Source organism: Kitasatospora sp. NPDC008115, assembly GCF_042957205.1.
In the GTDB taxonomy this organism is placed as follows: domain Bacteria; phylum Actinomycetota; class Actinomycetes; order Streptomycetales; family Streptomycetaceae; genus Kitasatospora.
This window is the reverse complement of the sequence record NZ_JBIBHU010000020.1, coordinates 96,294-112,222: the sequence shown is the minus strand read 5'-3', so window position 1 is coordinate 112,222 and position 15,929 is coordinate 96,294. Positions and strand designations below refer to the sequence as shown.

The 15,929-nt window shown below is 73.7% G+C and carries 10 protein-coding genes; 9 read left to right on the top strand and 1 reads right to left on the bottom strand.

Going from position 1 to position 15,929, the window contains the following annotated elements; translation table 11 throughout:
* Window positions 1-118: 118 nt before the first annotated feature.
* Window positions 119-2,869, top strand: a complete 2,751-nt coding sequence (gene aceE / locus ACFZBX_RS24475) for a pyruvate dehydrogenase (acetyl-transferring), homodimeric type (RefSeq protein WP_391535921.1) — start codon at window positions 119-121, stop codon at window positions 2,867-2,869.
* Window positions 2,870-3,168: 299 nt separating this feature from the next.
* The gene (locus ACFZBX_RS24470) at window positions 3,169-3,909 is read left to right on the top strand and encodes a hypothetical protein (protein WP_391535920.1); all 741 of its coding nucleotides are present in this window, start codon (window positions 3,169-3,171) and stop codon (window positions 3,907-3,909) included.
* A 70-nt stretch (window positions 3,910-3,979) separates the two neighbouring features.
* Here the strand turns inward: ACFZBX_RS24470 and ACFZBX_RS24465 are convergent, their stop codons facing one another.
* Window positions 3,980-5,584, bottom strand: coding sequence for an MFS transporter (locus ACFZBX_RS24465; protein ID WP_391535919.1), 1,605 nt, complete (start codon window positions 5,582-5,584; stop codon window positions 3,980-3,982).
* 215 nt (window positions 5,585-5,799) lie between these two features.
* Between ACFZBX_RS24465 and ACFZBX_RS24460 the strand changes: the two genes are divergently transcribed.
* From ACFZBX_RS24460 to ACFZBX_RS24430, 7 genes are all read left to right on the top strand, one after another.
* A complete protein-coding gene (locus ACFZBX_RS24460; protein ID WP_391535918.1) occupies window positions 5,800-6,462 on the top strand; it encodes a TetR/AcrR family transcriptional regulator in 663 nt (220 codons plus the stop codon).
* 71 nt (window positions 6,463-6,533) lie between these two features.
* Window positions 6,534-7,913: a sensor histidine kinase gene (locus ACFZBX_RS24455; protein WP_391535917.1), complete on the top strand. Its 1,380-nt coding sequence runs from the start codon at window positions 6,534-6,536 to the stop codon at window positions 7,911-7,913.
* Window positions 7,914-7,934: 21 nt separating this feature from the next.
* Complete coding sequence (locus tag ACFZBX_RS24450; protein WP_344325368.1) at window positions 7,935-8,609, top strand: response regulator transcription factor; 675 nt, start codon at window positions 7,935-7,937, stop codon at window positions 8,607-8,609.
* A gap of 166 nt (window positions 8,610-8,775) precedes the next feature.
* A complete protein-coding gene (locus ACFZBX_RS24445; protein ID WP_391535916.1) occupies window positions 8,776-9,912 on the top strand; it encodes an alpha/beta hydrolase in 1,137 nt (378 codons plus the stop codon).
* Window positions 9,913-9,959: 47 nt separating this feature from the next.
* Window positions 9,960-11,198 carry an acyltransferase gene (locus tag ACFZBX_RS24440; protein WP_391535915.1) on the top strand — a complete coding sequence of 413 codons (1,239 nt, stop codon included), beginning with the start codon at window positions 9,960-9,962 and terminating at the stop codon, window positions 11,196-11,198.
* Between the two features lie 250 nt (window positions 11,199-11,448).
* Window positions 11,449-13,371 carry a galactose oxidase-like domain-containing protein gene (locus ACFZBX_RS24435; RefSeq protein WP_391535914.1) on the top strand — a complete coding sequence of 641 codons (1,923 nt, stop codon included), beginning with the start codon at window positions 11,449-11,451 and terminating at the stop codon, window positions 13,369-13,371.
* A gap of 33 nt (window positions 13,372-13,404) precedes the next feature.
* On the top strand, window positions 13,405-15,762 hold the full coding sequence (locus tag ACFZBX_RS24430) for a Dyp-type peroxidase (protein ID WP_391535913.1): 2,358 nt from the start codon (window positions 13,405-13,407) through the stop codon (window positions 15,760-15,762).
* Window positions 15,763-15,929 lie beyond the last annotated feature (167 nt).

Sequence of the window (15,929 nt, the reverse complement as noted above, 5' to 3'; positions counted from 1 at the left end):
GCTCCTTCTGTCAGGGAGAGCGGTTACCGATCGGTAGAGATGACGGATCTCCGAGCGCGGTAGCACGATGGAGGCGGCGCGACACACCTCTAGTTTCGACCGACAGTGAAGGAACAGCGTGGCTTCCGGATCCGATCGCAACCCGATCATCATTGGCGGCCTTCCGAGTCAGGTCCCGGACTTCGATCCCGAGGAGACCGCGGAATGGCTGGAGTCGCTCGATGCGGCCATCGACGAGCGGGGGCGTGAGCGTGCCCGTTACCTGATGCTGCGGCTGATCGAGCGCGCCCGCGAGAAGCGTGTCGCCGTGCCCGAGATGCGCAGCACGGACTACGTCAACACCATCGCCACCAAGGACGAGCCGTTCTTCCCCGGCAACGAGGAGATCGAGCGCAAGATCCTGAACGCGACCCGCTGGAACGCCGCGGTGATGGTCTCCCGGGCGCAGCGCCCGGGCATCGGCGTGGGTGGCCACATCGCCACCTTCGCCTCCTCCGCGTCGCTCTACGACGTCGGCTTCAACTACTTCTTCCGCGGCAAGGACGCCGAGGGCGAGTCCGGCGACCAGATCTTCTTCCAGGGTCACGCCTCCCCCGGCATCTACGCCCGCGCCTTCCTGCTGGACCGGCTCAGCGAGCAGCAGCTCGACGCCTTCCGCCAGGAGAAGTCGAAGGCCCCGTACGGCCTCTCCAGCTACCCGCACCCGCGGCTGATGCCGGACTTCTGGGAGTTCCCGACCGTCTCGATGGGCCTCGGCCCGCTCGGCGCGATCTACCAGGCCCGGATGAACCGCTACCTGGAGCACCGCGGCATCAAGGACACCTCCGACTCGCACGTCTACGCCTTCCTCGGCGACGGCGAGATGGACGAGCCCGAGTCGCTCGGCCAGCTGTCCCTGGCCGCCCGCGAGGGCCTGGACAACCTGACCTTCGTGGTCAACTGCAACCTCCAGCGCCTCGACGGCCCGGTCCGCGGCAACGGCAAGATCATCCAGGAGCTGGAGTCGCAGTTCCGCGGCGCCGGCTGGAACGTCATCAAGCTGGTCTGGGACCGCAGCTGGGACCCGCTGCTCGCGCAGGACCGCGACGGCGTCCTGGTGAACAAGCTGAACACCACGGTGGACGGCCAGTTCCAGACCTACGCCACCGAGTCCGGCGCGTACATCCGCGAGAACTTCTTCGGCGGCGACCTGCGGCTGCGCAAGATGGTCGAGTCGATGACCGACCAGCAGGTCCAGCACCTGGGCCGCGGCGGCCACGACCACCGCAAGATCTACGCGGCGTTCAAGGCCGCCCGCGAGCACAAGGGCCAGCCGACCGTCATCCTGGCGCAGACCGTCAAGGGCTGGACGCTGGGCCCCAACTTCGAGGGCCGCAACGCCACCCACCAGATGAAGAAGCTGACGGTCGAGGACCTGAAGCGCTTCCGCGACCGGCTGCACCTGCCGATCACCGACAAGCAGCTGGAGGAGGGCTACCCGCCCTACTACCACCCGGGCCGCAACTCGGAGGAAATCCAGTACATGCACGACCGCCGCCAGGAGCTGGGCGGCTACGTGCCGACCCGCAAGGTGCGGCCGCGCAAGCTGGAGCTGCCGGGCGACGACGCCTACAAGGCGGTCAAGAAGGGTTCCGGCAACCAGACCATCGCCACCACCATGGCGTTCGTCCGGCTGCTCAAGGACCTCATGCGGGACAAGGGCATCGGCAACCGCTTCGTGCCGATCGCGCCCGACGAGTACCGCACCTTCGGCATGGACTCGCTGTTCCCGTCGGCGAAGATCTACAACCCGCTCGGCCAGACCTACGAGTCGGTCGACCGCGAGCTGCTGCTGGCGTACAAGGAGTCGCCCACCGGTCAGATGCTGCACGACGGCATCTCCGAGGCCGGCTGCACCGCCTCGCTGATCGCCGCCGGCTCGGCCTACGCCACCCACGGCGAGCCGCTGATCCCGGTGTACGTCTTCTACTCGATGTTCGGGTTCCAGCGCACCGGCGACCAGTTCTGGCAGATGGCCGACCAGCTGGCCCGCGGCTTCGTGCTCGGCGCCACCGCCGGCCGCACCACGCTGACCGGCGAGGGCCTCCAGCACGCCGACGGCCACTCGCACCTGCTGGCCTCGACCAACCCGGGCGTCGTCGCGTACGACCCCGCGTACGGCTTCGAGATCGCGCACATCGTCCAGGACGGTCTGCGCCGGATGTACGGCTCCAGCGAGGAGCACCCGACGGGCGAGGACGTGTTCTACTACCTCACCGTCTACAACGAGCCGATCAAGATGCCGGCCGAGCCCGAGAACGTGGACGTCGACGGCATCCTCAAGGGCCTGTACAAGTACGCGGCCGGCACCGCCGGCCAGATCCCGGCGCAGATCCTCGCCTCCGGCGTGGCCGTGCCGTGGGCCCTGGAGGCCCAGCGGATCCTGGCCGAGGAGTGGAACGTCAAGGCCGACGTCTGGTCCGCGACCTCCTGGAACGAGCTGCGCCGCGACGCGGTGGAGGCCGAGGAGTTCAACCTGCTGCACCCCGAGGAGCAGCAGCGCGTCCCGTACGTGACCGCCAAGCTCCAGGGCGCCGAGGGTCCGTTCGTCGCGGTGTCCGACTGGATGCGCGCGGTGCCGGACCAGATCGCCCGCTGGGTGCCGGGCCAGTGGCAGTCGCTGGGCGCCGACGGATTCGGCTTCGCCGACACCCGTGGTGCGGCCCGCCGCTTCTTCCACATCGACGCGCAGTCCGTCGTGCTGGCCGTGCTCACCGAGCTGGCCAAGCAGGGCAAGGTCGAGCGCAGCGTGCTGAAGGACGCGATCGACCGCTACCAGCTGCTCGACGTGGCGGCGGCCGACCCGGGCGCCGCGGGCGGCGACGCCTGAGCCGCAAGCCGTTAGCACGGCCCCGAGGGGCCCGGTCCTCCCGCCGAGTGCGGGCGGACCGGGCCCCTCGGGCTTTTCCCGATGTGACTCCGGTCACACCGGCGCGCATGCCCTCCGGGCCGGGCGGACCGCGGTGCAGCCGCGGTCCGCCGAATTCCGCGCCCGAACCACCCGGTCCGTCCCATCGGCGGGGCTCCGGCCGGCGGACTGGTCCAGGACGCCTCACGGCTGCCTCTTAACCTTCCCGAGAGTCACGCTTAAGGTGTCTTTCCAGGGGAGTGAGGGAGGGGGCCGCTATCGTGCGCGCACCGAGGACGGGGGCCTTCCCCCTGGCATTGCTGGTCGGGGTGACGACCGGTGCCCTGCTGTCCCAACTGCTGCCCGCCCCGGAGGAACTGGGCGGACCCGCGGTGGCCCTGCCGGCCGCCCCGGACCGGGGTCTGGCCGACCTGCTGCCCGCGCCTGCACCCGCGCCCGCACCCGCACCGGATGCGCCGCCCGCCGCCACCGACCCCGGCGCCGCGCCCCCGGACGCGGGGGCCGGGCCGTCCGCGCCCCCGGACGCCCCGGCGGCGCCCGACCGCGAGCCGCCGGCACCCGCCGTCCCCCGCAACGGGGCCACCGTGCCCGGCCGGGGACCGGCGCTGGGGCTGGTCTCCGCCGAGGTGCCGACGTCCGCGGCGCCGAGCGCCGGCCCCGCCGCACCCACCCGGCCGCCGGCCCCCACCACGCCACTGGCCCCGCTCGCACCGCCCCCGGCGACCGCCCCGCCCGGGGCCGGACCGGCCGGCGGCTCGACGGCGGCCACCGGGACTCCGGTCGCCCCGGTCGCCCCGGCGCCCGGGCCCACCTGGACGACGCCCGCCCCGACGCCGGCCCCGACGTCCGGCGGCAACGACCACTTCGGCCCGACCCAGGTGCTCCCGGAGCCCGCACCGAGCCCGTCGGCGACGCTCACCGACCAGGAGTACTGGCAGCGGGCCGAGCAGTGCTGGGCCGCCGCCGAGACCGACCCGACCCTGGACTGCCCCACCTCCTGAGAGCGGAAGCCCGCGGGCCCCGGACCATCGCGATGGTCCGGGGCCCGCGCACGGGTGGGGCGGCGGGGCGTCAGATGTGGACGGCCGGCCCGGCGTCGGTGGTGCCGCGGCGGGTCAGCAGTCCGAGCAGGGCGGCGGCGAAGGCGACCACCGAGGCGACCGCGAAGGCCAGCGACATGCCGCTGACGAAGGAGTCGTGCACGGCTCCGGCCATCGCGTCGACCACCTGCTGCGGGGTGCCGGCCGGGGCCGGCGGGGCGATGCCGAGCTGGGCGGCCTGGTTGAGGCCCTCGGCCTGCGCCGGGTCCACCGGCGGCAGGCCCGCGTCGGCCCACTCGCCGGGCAGCGTGTCGGTGACCCGGGCGGCCATCAGCGCGCCGAGCACGGCGGTGCCGAGGCTGCCGCCGACCTGCATCGCGGACTGCTGGAGGCCGCCGGCGACGCCGGAGAGCTCCAGCGGCGCGTTGCCGACGATGACCTCGGTGGCGCCGACCATGACCGGGCTGATGCCCAGGCCCATCAGCACGAACCAGAGCGCCATCACGCCGTTGCCGGACCCGGCGTCCAGGGTGGACATGCCGAACATCGCGGTGGTGGTGATCAGCATGCCGGCCACGATCGGGATCCGCGGGCCCAGCTTGCCGATCGCCATCCCCGCGACCGGCGATCCGATGATCATCATGCCGGTCATCGGCAGCAGGTGGACGCCCGCCTGCACCGGCGACATCCCGTGCACGTTCTGCAGGTAGAAGGTGACGAAGAAGATCGCGCCGAAGAACGAGAAGGCCATCAGCACCATCAGCAGGGTGCCGGCCGACAGCGGCAGCGAGCGGAACAGGCTGAGCGGGATCAGCGGCTCCCTGGCCGCCCGCTGCCAGAACGCGAAGGCGGTCATCAGCACGACCGCGCCGCCCAGGAAGAGCAGCGTGGAGACGTCGCCCCAGCCCCACTCGGGGGCCTTGATGATGCCGAAGACCAGCGCGAACATCGCCACCGAGAGCAGCACGATGCCCGGGACGTCGAAGGACTTGGCGGCGTTCTCGGCCCGCACGTCCTTGAGGATCCACAGGCCGAGGGCCAGCGCGATCAGGCCGACCGGGATGTTGATGAAGAACACCGACTCCCAGTTGACGTGCTCGACCAGCAGGCCGCCGACGATCGGGCCGGCCGCGGTGGAGGCGCCGATGACACCGCCCCAGATGCCGATCGCCATGTTGAGCTTCTCGGCCGGGAAGGCCCCGCGCAGCAGGCCGAGCGCGGCCGGCTGGAGCAGTGCGCCGAACAGGCCCTGGAGGACGCGGAAGGCGATCACCGTCTGGATGTTCCCGGCGAAGCCGATCGCCGCCGAGGTGACGGCGAAGCCGACCGCGCCGACCAGGAAGGTGTTCTTGTGGCCGAACCGGTCGCCGATCTTGCCGGCGGTGATCAGGAAGACCGCCAGCGCCAGCAGGTAGCCGCTGGTCACCCACTGGATCTCGGAGGGAGCGGCGTTGAGGTCGGCCTGGATGACCGGGTTGGCGATCGCGACGATCGTGCCGTCCAGGGCGACCATCATCACGCCCACGGCGACGGTGAGCAGGGTCAGCCAGGGGTGTCCCTGGAGGCTCCTCCCACCCGGTGACGTGCCCGGCGGCGGGGTGTCCGCCGTCGCGCTCTTGGTGAGGGACTGACTCATCTGGGCCCTCCGGGGGCTGGCTGCGGTCGGACGTGGAGGTGGCGCCCCGGCCCACCCGTCCCCACGAGTGCCCGGCCCTGGGGCGCCACCCGGTGCAGATTATGTCAGTCGCTGACATACGGCAAACGCTGACTTGTGCGCCTGACTGCCATTTGGCAGATCGCTACAGTAGCCTCCACACCACCAGCCCGATCTCCCTCCGGAAGGCCCGCACCATGGCCGCTCAGCCCGCCTCCCCCGCCCCCGTCCAGGAGCCCGGACTGCGCGCCCGGAAGAAGCAGCGCACCCGGGACGCGCTCATCGAGGCGGCCCACCGGCTCTTCCTCGGCCAGGGCTTCGCCCGCACCACCGTCGACGAGATCGCCGCCGCCGTCGACGTCTCGCAGCGCACCTTCTTCCGCTACTTCGCCAACAAGGACGAGGTCGCCCTCGCCGTCCTCGCCGAGGCCGAGGACCACTTCATCCAGCAGCTGCGGACCCGGCCCGCCGAGGAGACCCCGATCCAGGCGCTGCGCGCCGCGATCGTCGACTCCTGGCGCGACCGCGGCGGGCGGGACGCCGGCCCCTGCTCGGTGACGGCCGCGCTGGAGCTGATCCGGATGATCGAGGACACCCCCACCCTGCTCGCCGCCCACCTGCGCCGGGTGACCGAGCTGGAGCGGCTGCTGATCGGGATCATCGCCGAGCGCGAGGGCGTCGACCCGGCCGAGGACCTGCGGCCCGCCGTGCTCGCGGCGGTCTTCGCCGGCGTGCTGCGCGCCGCCCACCTCTCCTGGAGCGCCGACCAGGAGGACACCGGCCCGGAGGGCATGATCGCGCTGATCGACCGCCACTTCGACCAGCTCGTCCCGGCCCTGGCCGGCCACTGGCGGTCCTGATACCCGGGTATGACACCGGGACCGGACCCCGGGGTGACGCGGGGCCCGCCGGGCCGCCCTACGCTGACCGGATGACCACGCCACTCACCGGGCCCGCCCCGGGCGGTCCGGTGCGCGCGCTGCTCGCCCCGCTCACCCGCCCGTCCACCGACCACACCCCGCTGCTCGCCCAGGCCTCCCGCCCCTGGGTCCGCCTCCTCCCGTACATCCTCGCCACGGGCGCGATCGCCTCACTGCTGCCGACCGGCATCCTCGTGCTGGTCAACGACTACGGGGTGGACGGGGGCCTGGCCGCCGCCCTCGCGGTCGTCCAGACGGTGCCGCTGCTGCTCGCCGTCACCCGGCCGCTGCCCGCCTGGTGGATCACCGGCGGCGGCGCCCTGCTGACCTCGCTGCTGGTCCTCGCCACCGGCGACGGCGCCGGCCCCGACGGGGTCGACGGCCCCTGGCCGTGGCCCCCGCCCGGCATCGTCGGCTACCTGCTGCTGATGCTGACGCTCTCCCTGCGCGAGAGCCGGCGCACCCTGGTCGCGGTCTGGACGGTCACCGCCGCGGCGAGCCTGGCGCTCTCCGTCATCGGCGTCACCGGAAGGTCCGGCGGCGGCAACAGCCTGCTCGCCACCGCCCTGGCCGGCGTCGTCCTGGTGCTCGGCGGGGCACTGCGCGAGCGGGCCGAGGCCCGCCGGCTGCTCGCCGAGCAGGAGCACATCAGCGAGGCCGAGCGCGAGCGGCGCACCCTGCTGGAGGAGCGCGCCCGGATCGCCCGCGAACTGCACGACGTGGTCGCCCACCACATGTCGGTGATCGCCGTGCAGGCGGCCAGCGCGCCGTACCGGATCACCGGCGTCCCGGCCGAGGCCGCCGAGGAGTTCACCGCGATCGCGGGCACCGCGCGCGAGTCGCTGGCCGAGATGCGACGGCTGCTGGGGGTGCTGCGCAGCGAGGAGTCGGGCGCCGAGAAGGCGCCGCAGCCCGGCGTCGGACAGCTCGCCCAACTGGTCGACACGGTCCGCCGGGCGGGCGTGTCCGCCGAGCTCACGGTCGCCCCCGAGCTGGCCGGCGACCCGCTGCCGCCGGCCGTCGGCCTCTCGGTCTACCGGATCGTCCAGGAGGCGCTGGCCAACGTGGTCCGGCACGCCCCCGGCGCCGCGGCCTGGGTCTCGCTGGCCGTCGCCGACGGGTCCCTGCTGGTCACCGTGGTCAACGCGGCCCCGCCGGTGCGGGCCGAGTCGCTGGAGGCCTCGGCCGAGGGCACCGGCCAGGGCCTGGTCGGCATGCGCGAGCGGGTGCGGCTGCTGGACGGCCGGCTGGACACCGGGCCGTTGCCCGACGGCGGGTTCAAGGTGGCCGCCGTCCTGCCGCTCGACGGACTGGCGGATACTCGGTCGGACGACCGCCGGCCGGGCGGCCCCGTACCGCAGGAGCCGGACGGGATGACGGCCGCACCGTAGAACACCCCGGGAGAGCACCGTATGACCATCCGCGTGATCATCGTCGACGACCAGGCGATGGTGCGGGCCGGATTCGCCGCCCTGCTGAACGCGCAGAGCGACATCGACGTGGTGGGGGACGCCGCGGACGGCGCCCAGGCCCTGGAGGTGAGCGGCCGCACCCATCCGGACGTGGTGCTGATGGACGTCCGGATGCCCGTCATGGACGGCCTGGAGGCGGCCCGCCGGCTGCTGGACCCGGCCGTGCCCGGCGCGCACCGCCCCAAGGTGCTGATGCTCACCACCTTCGACGTGGACGACTACGTCTACGACGCGCTGCGGGCCGGCGCCAGCGGCTTCCTGCTCAAGGACGCGCCCCCGGACGACCTCATCGCCGCCGTCCGGGTGGTCGCGGCCGGCGAGGCGCTGCTCGCCCCCTCGGTCACCCGGCGGCTGATCGAGGACTTCGCCCGGACCAGGCCGGCCAGGCGCCGCGACCCCGGGCTGCGGCTCAACGGGCTGACCCCGCGCGAGACCGAGGTCCTGGAGCTCATCGCCCGGGGCCTGTCCAACCAGGAGATCGCCGCCCGCCTGGTCCTCGCCGAGCAGACCGTGAAGACCCACATCGGCCGGATCCTGGCCAAGCTCGACCTGCGCGACCGCGCCCAGGCGGTGGTGCTCGCCTACGAGTCCGGCCTGGTGACCCCCGGCCAGTGAGCCCGGCCCCGGGGCGGCGAGACCCCGGTGGGGCTGTCCCCCGGGGGAAAACCCCCTGATACCCGGGTAGCACCCGGCAGTTGGCCCCGCGGTGTGACGTCCGCGGGGCCGTCCCGTTCCTACCTTCCTGTCCGTCGAAGCCGAACAGGCCACGGAGGGAACGGACATGACGAGGAACCGGATGGCCCGGACGGCGGCCGCCGTCGCACTGGCGCTGGCCGCGGTGCTGGGGGCGGGCGGCTGGGCCGCCGGCGGCGAGCGCCCGGTGACCGGTCCGCCGCCCGGGACCGCCGCCTGGGTCGCCGACACCGCCCCCGGCGTCCCGCTGCCCGACCCCGCCACCGCCACCCCCGCCGAGGTGGCCGCGTTCTTCGCCGCCCTGCCGCCCGCCGCCCGGGAGGACCTGGCCGTCCGTCACCCGCTGGTGGTCGGCAACCTGGACGGCGCGCCCGTCGAGCTGCGCCACCGGGCCAACGCCCGGGCCGTCGCCGAGGAGCGCGAGCGCGCCCTGGCCCGGGCCGCCGACCCGGCGCTCCCCGCACGCGACCGCGCCGCCGCCCGGGAGCGCGCCGAGCGCTACCGCACCCTGCTCGACGGCGCCGCGCCGGACGGACCGCGCCGCTTCCTGGCCTTCGACCCGCGCGGCCGCGGCCAGGTCGCCGAGGTGTTCGGCGACCTCGCCACCGCCCGGCGCACCGCGGTCGTCGTCCCCGGCTCCGACATCGACCTGCGCACCTTCGACCGCGCCGGCGACCCGTACGGCACACCCGTCGGCATGGCCCGGGCGCTGTACGAGGCGACCGGCGGGGGCGCCGCCGTGGTCGCCTGGGCGGGCTACACCACCCCGGTCGGCCTCGGCCCGGACGCCGCCACCGAGACCCTCGCCGAGGCCGGCGCCGAGCGGCTGGCCCGGCTGCTGGACGGACTGGCCGTCAGCACCCGGCCGGACGCCCCGGCCACGGTGTTCTGCCACAGCTACGGCTCGGTGGTCTGCGGGCTGGCCCGGCCGACCCCGCGGCAGTCCTCCGGCGTGGTGGTGCTCGGCTCGCCGGGCCTGGGCGTCGGCTCGGCCGGCGACCTCGACCCGGGCGTCCCGCTCTGGGCCACCGCCCGCAACGGCTCCGACTGGATCGGCAACGTGCCGAACGTGCGGCTGTTCGGCCTCGGCCACGGCGCCGACCCGACCGGCCCGGCCTTCGGCGCCCGCCCGCTGCCGTCCACCGGCTCGCACGGCCACACCGGCTACTTCGCCCCGGGCACCGCCTCGCTGGCCGCCTTCGCCGACGTCGCGCTCGGCCGCTGACCCCGCCGCTTCCCCCTGCACGCCTCCCCTCGAACGGAGACCCCGCCATGCCCAGCACCCTGCTCGCCCCGCTGCACCGGGCCGCCCGCCAGGTGGACGCCCGCACCCCCGGGAGCCGTGACCGCGCCCTGGACGGCCTGCGCGCCCTCGCCCTGCTCGCCGTCCCGGTCGGCCACTGGATGCTCGGCGGCTTCACCCGCTCCGCCGACGGCGCCCTGCACAACGCCAGCCCGCTCTCCTCCCCCGACCTCGGTTTCTTCGCCCCGGTCAGCTGGGGGCTCCAACTGCTGGGCGTGTTCTTCCTGGTCGGCGGCCACTCCGCGGTCCGCTCCCGGGAACGGGCCGGGGAAAGGGGTGTCGGTTACGCGGGCTGGCTGCGCGGCCGGGCGGTGCGGCTGCTCCGGCCGGTGCTCGGGGTGACCGCCGTCTGGGCGTTGCTGATCCCGCTGCTGCCCCGCCTCGGCGTTCCCGCCGACACCGTGCGGACCGGCTCGACGCTGGTGGTGCAGCCGCTCTGGTACATCGCCGTCTACCTGGGCCTGACCGCGCTCACCCCGCTCTGCGCGGCCGCCGCCCGCCGGCTGGGCGGCTGGTCGGCGGGCGTGCTGCTCGCCGCCGTCGCCGTCGTCGACCTGCTGCGGTACGGGCCGTGGGCGGAGTCGGTGCCGTCCTGGGTCGCCCTGCTGAACATCCTTCCGGGCTGGCTGTTCGGCTACCAGCTGGGCGTGCTCTGGGCCGCGGGCCGGCTGGGCCGTCCGGCCGCGCGGCTGCTGCTGGCCGGCGGCGCGGCGCTGTTCGCGGTGCTGCTGCTGGTCTTCCACTACCCGGCGTCGATGGTCGGGGTGCCGGGCGCCGAGCGCACCAACTCGCACCCGCCGTCCCTGCTGGTTCTCGCGCTGGCCGCGGTGCAGTGCGGCGCGGCGGTGCTGCTGCGCGAGCGGCTCGGCCGGCTGCTGACCCGCCGTCCGCTGCTCTGGCTGCCGGTGGTGGCGGTGAACCTCTCGGCGATGACGATCTTCTGCTGGCACCAGAGCGCGATGCTCGCGGTCGCGGTGCCCGGTGCGGCCGTCATCGGCGAGGTGCCGGGGCTGACGGTGGCGCCGGACTCGCTCGGCTGGGTCGCGCTCCGGCTGGCGCTGCTGCCGCTGTTCGGCGCCGCGCTGGTGGCGATCGGGTGGTTCACCCGGCGCTTCGACGGTCCGTGGACGGGGTTCTCCCGGCCGGCCAGGACGGTGGCCGGCGCGGGGGCGGCATTCTTCGCCGCGTACGCGCTGGGCGTCGTCTGACGCGCGCGGGCACTCGGAGCACAGGGCGGGCGCGGACCGGAAGGTCCGCGCCCGCTTCCGCGTTCCCGCGCCCTCCCCCGCTCACCCGCTTGCGGGCCCCGCCCCCGCCGAACGCAGTGCCTCCGCATGCGAACCGCAACCCACCGTGATGGCCTGTTGGCTGTCGGCGACCGGCACTGCCCCCGTCGGCCGTTCCCCCTTCCCCCGCCCGGAGTTCCGAGCCGGACGGCCCCCCTGTTCGAGGAGTCCCATGTCCCTGTCCCCGCGGCCCGGCCGGCGTCTTCCGACCGTGTTCGCCACCGCCGTGGTCTGTGCGCTGACCACCGGCACCGTCCTGTCCGCCGTCGTCCCCGCCGCCGCCCACGGCCCCGGCGGCCACGACGAGGGCGCGGCCGCCACCGCCCCCAAGGTCCCCGACCCCCGGGTCCTCGCCGAACTGCGCGACGACGAGGTCGCCGCGCTCGGCCAGGAGCACGCCGAGGAACACGCCCGGATGCGCGCAGCCGTCCGCGGGATCGGCGACTACCCGCAGACCACCCGCACCAACCGGCTGAAGGCGCTGACGGATTCCCAGGCCGCCCAGAACAGGGGCTTCGCCCCCGAGACCTTCGGGGCGTTCAACCAGTACTTCCCCTCCCCCGACTTCGGCGACCACATCGCACTGCTGCCCACCGGCAAGGTGCTGCTGTTCTCCTTCGAGCGGATCGAGACCAACCCGGAGAAGGAGCCCGCCCCCACCCAGACCACCGGCGAGGAGAACGCCGGCCGGGCGTTCCTCTGGGACCCGGCCAAGGGCTACGGCAAGGACGCGTACAAGCAGGTCACCCCGCCCGTGGTGAACATGCCCGACGGCCTGGACCAGCCCCGCCCGGCGCCGTTCTTCTGCGCCGGCCACTCCTTCCTGCCCAACGGCATGCTCGGCGTCTTCGGCGGCAACCTCGGCGGCAACGGCGGCAGCGGCGCCAAGCTCTCGCTGATCTTCGACCCGTGGACCGAGACCTGGACCCGCAACCCCGACATGTCCGTCGGCCGCTGGTACCCCTCGGTGGTGACCGGCCCGGACGGCCGGCAGCTGATCATGTCCGGCCAGTCCGAGATCGGCTGGGGCACCCCCACCCCGGTGGTCGAGCGCTTCCCCGCCAAGAACTACCCGGTGCCCTCGCTCAAGACCGACACCCCGACGAACACCCCCGTCGACCGGTTCGGGGTCGACGCCCCGTTCTCCCTGGACTACCCGCACCTGTTCTCGCTCAACGACGGCAACATCTACGGCTTCGGCCGGCAGGCCTCCGAGCAGTGGAGGTTCGACCCGGTCGCGGAGACCCGCAGCGACCTGGCCGCCCGTCCGGACGGCCGCAAGCGCAACTACGGCTCGGCCGTGCCGCTGCCCGGCGGGATCAACGGCCCGGACTCCGCGCTGATCCTCGGCGGCGACCGGGACAACCCCAGCACCCTGCGCTTCTCCAACGGCAGCTGGACCGCCGAGAAGTCCCGCGCCTTCGGCCGCACCCAGGACGACACCCTGCTGCTGCCCAACGGCCGGCTGATGACCGTCAACGGTGCCTACGACATCCGCGACTACGGCAACGGCCCGTACAACCCGAACGCCGACCTCAAGTACCGCCAGGTCGAACTCCGCGACGACCAGGGCAACTGGAAGCTCGGCCCGGTCCAGCGGCTGCCGCGCGGCTACCACTCCAACGCCGTGGTGCTGCCCGACGGGCGCGTCATGGTCACCGGCGACGAACTCCAGCAGATCGCCAACAACCCGGACATCAACGGCACGGTGGCCGACATCCCCGGCACCTCGGCCCCGGTCACCATGAACGGGACCATCGAGATCTACGAGCCCGCCTACCTCCACCAGGGCGACCGTCCCGCCCTCGACCGGGCGCCGACCACGCCCCTCGGCTACAACCAGAACTTCCAGGTCACCTCCGAGACCCCGGGCCTGGTCTCCAAGGCGGTACTGCTCTCGCCCACCACCTCCACCCACTCGGTCAACACCAGCCAGCGCCACCTCGACCTGCGGCTCAGCAGCCGGGCCGGCAACCGGCTGGAGTTCCAGACCCCGCCGGACGCCAAGGCCGCGCCGCCCGGGTGGTACATGCTCTTCCTGCTCAACGACCAGGGCGTGCCCTCCGTCGCCAAGTGGATCCAGCTCACCGCCTGACCCCACCCCCGCCCGAAAGGACCACCCACCCCCATGGCAACGGCAACGGCCACGGATCTGCGACTGCGCGACAGCGAGGAGATCCAGGGCGACATCCTGGCCGGCTTCAAGAAGGACAACGTCAGCGTCCTGTTCCTCAAGTTCGAGGACGCCTCCCGGGCCCGCGACTGGCTCCGGCAGCTCACCCCGCAGATCGCCACCACCCGTGAGGTCGCCGCGTTCAACGACGCGTTCAGCGAGGCCCGCAGGACCTCCGGGGGCGACGACCCCAAGGCCCTCAAGGCGACCTGGCTGGGCATCAGCTTCACCTACGAGGGCCTGCGGATGCTCTCCACCACCGACCCCTTCGCCAAGCCCCCGCCGCCCGGCAGCGGCCTGGAGGCGTTCAAGGAGGGCTCCGCCAAACGGGCCGGAGCGCTCGGCGACACCGGCGACAACTCCCCGGCGAACTGGCTCTTCGGCAACGGCAAGAGCCAGCCGGTGCACGCCGTGCTGAAGCTCTCCGCGGACACCGAGAAGGACCTCCAGGCGGCCGTCGAGGCCCAGCGGATCGCCGCCGCCGAATGCCGCGTGCTGATCGTCTACCAGCAGAACGCGCAGACCCTGCTCGGCACCCGCCGCGGCAAGGAGCACTTCGGCTTCAAGGACGGCATCAGCGAGCCGGGCGTGCGCGGCTTCGACCGGCCCGACCCGAACCGGCCCGAGGAGGTCGAGGGCCACCCGGGCACCCGGATCGTCCCGGCCGGCGAGTTCGTCTGCGGCGAGGAGCCCGCCCCGGGCAGCTTCCGGGACTTCCCCGACTGGGCCCGCGACGGCTCCTTCCAGGTCGTCCGCCGGCTCGCCCAGGACGTCCCCGGCTGGTGGTCGCAGGTCTCGGCCAAGCTGAAGGAGCTCAGGCTCGCCAAGGCCGTCCCGGACTCCGCGACCACCGAGTGGCTGGCCGCCCGGCTGGTCGGCCGCTGGCGCTCCGGCGCCCCGGTCTGCAAATTCAAGGACCACGACGTCCCGAACAACCCGGTCGCCGCCGCGGACAACGACTTCGACTTCCGGGACGACCTGGAGGGCCTGACCACCCCGCTCTGGTCGCATCTGCGCAAGACCAGCCCGCGCGCCGGCCTCCAGGCGCCGGACCCCAGCCGCCCGCCGTTCGACGCCAAGGACCTCGACGGCCGCCGGATCATGCGCCGCGGCACGCCGTACGGGGCGCCGTTCGACCCGGCCTCCGAGGGCCCGGGCGGCCCCGACGACCCGCGCGGGCTGCTGTTCGTCTGCTACCAGGCCGACATCCAGCGGCAGTTCGAGTTCATCCAGGCCGACTGGATGGACCAGGAGGACTTCCCGCCCGGCCGCAACCCGGTACCCGGCAAGGACCCGGTCGTCCTCGCGGCCACCGACGTCGACTTCGAGAGCCGGGACTCGGACGGCACGATCAAGCACACCCCGCTGACCTTCGCCCAGTTCGTGCAGACCACCGGCTCGGTGTACGCCTTCATGCCCTCCCTCAGCACCCTGCGGGGGCTCGCCGACGGGCGGCTCGTCGGCCCCGACCGGACCTCCGCGGGCGGCCAGGCCACCCAGGGCGGCGGGCAGGGCCAGAGCCAAACGCAGACCCAGCAGGGCGGCCAGGGCGCGTACCCGGCCGGCCCGGCCTACCCGTGCGACGAGTTCCTCGCCGTCCCGGACCAGTGGCGGCGCGGCGGTCAGAGCCAGTTCTGGGCCTACCACGGCGACCGGTACCGCAGGATCTCGGTGGCCGACGGCGCCTCGCACACCGACCGGCTGGTCGGGGGCGACGCCCCGCTGAGCGACCTCCGCTGTTTTCAGGGCATCGGCCGGATCGGCTGCGTCCTGCCCATGCCCGACCTGCAGAACCCCGGGGGCAAGAGCTGGTACTGGGTCTTCCACAGCACCGGCGGGCGCCAGCGCTACCGGGTGGTCTCGATCACCGGCGGCGACGAGCACACCGGCGTCCTGGAGCGCCCGGACCGCGACCTCGCCGCCTGGCGCTCGCTGGACGGCGTCGACCGGGTGGACTGCTTCCTGCCCGTGCCCGACCAGCAGCGGACCGGCGGCAAGAGCTGGTACTGGGTCTTCCACACCACCGGCGGGCGCCAGCGCTACCGGCTGATCTCGGTCGCCGACGGCGCCGCCCACGCCGACGTGCTGGAGCGCTCCGACCGGGAGCTGTCCCAGTGGGGCTCGCTCAACGGCACCACCGCGGTGAACTGCTTCCTGCCCGTCCCCGACTCCCAGCGGACCGGCGGCAGGAGCGAGTACTGGGTGTTCCACGGTGACACCTACCGCAAGATCTCGGTGGCCGACGGCAGCGGCCATCCGGACCGCCTGGTCGGCGGCCCGCGCTCCTGCTCGGGCTGGAACTCGCTGAACTGAACCGCGCCCCGCACCCCGCACCGCCGCCCCCGCGCCCCCGGCCGCGGGGGCGGACCGGGTCTTCGCGCGAACGACCAGGACGCGTCCGGGACACTCCCGGTTCATGTGATCCATCCCACAGTTTAAGCCGGACTCAGCGCGCCTCCTGGCCCCTAGGCTTGCGCTGG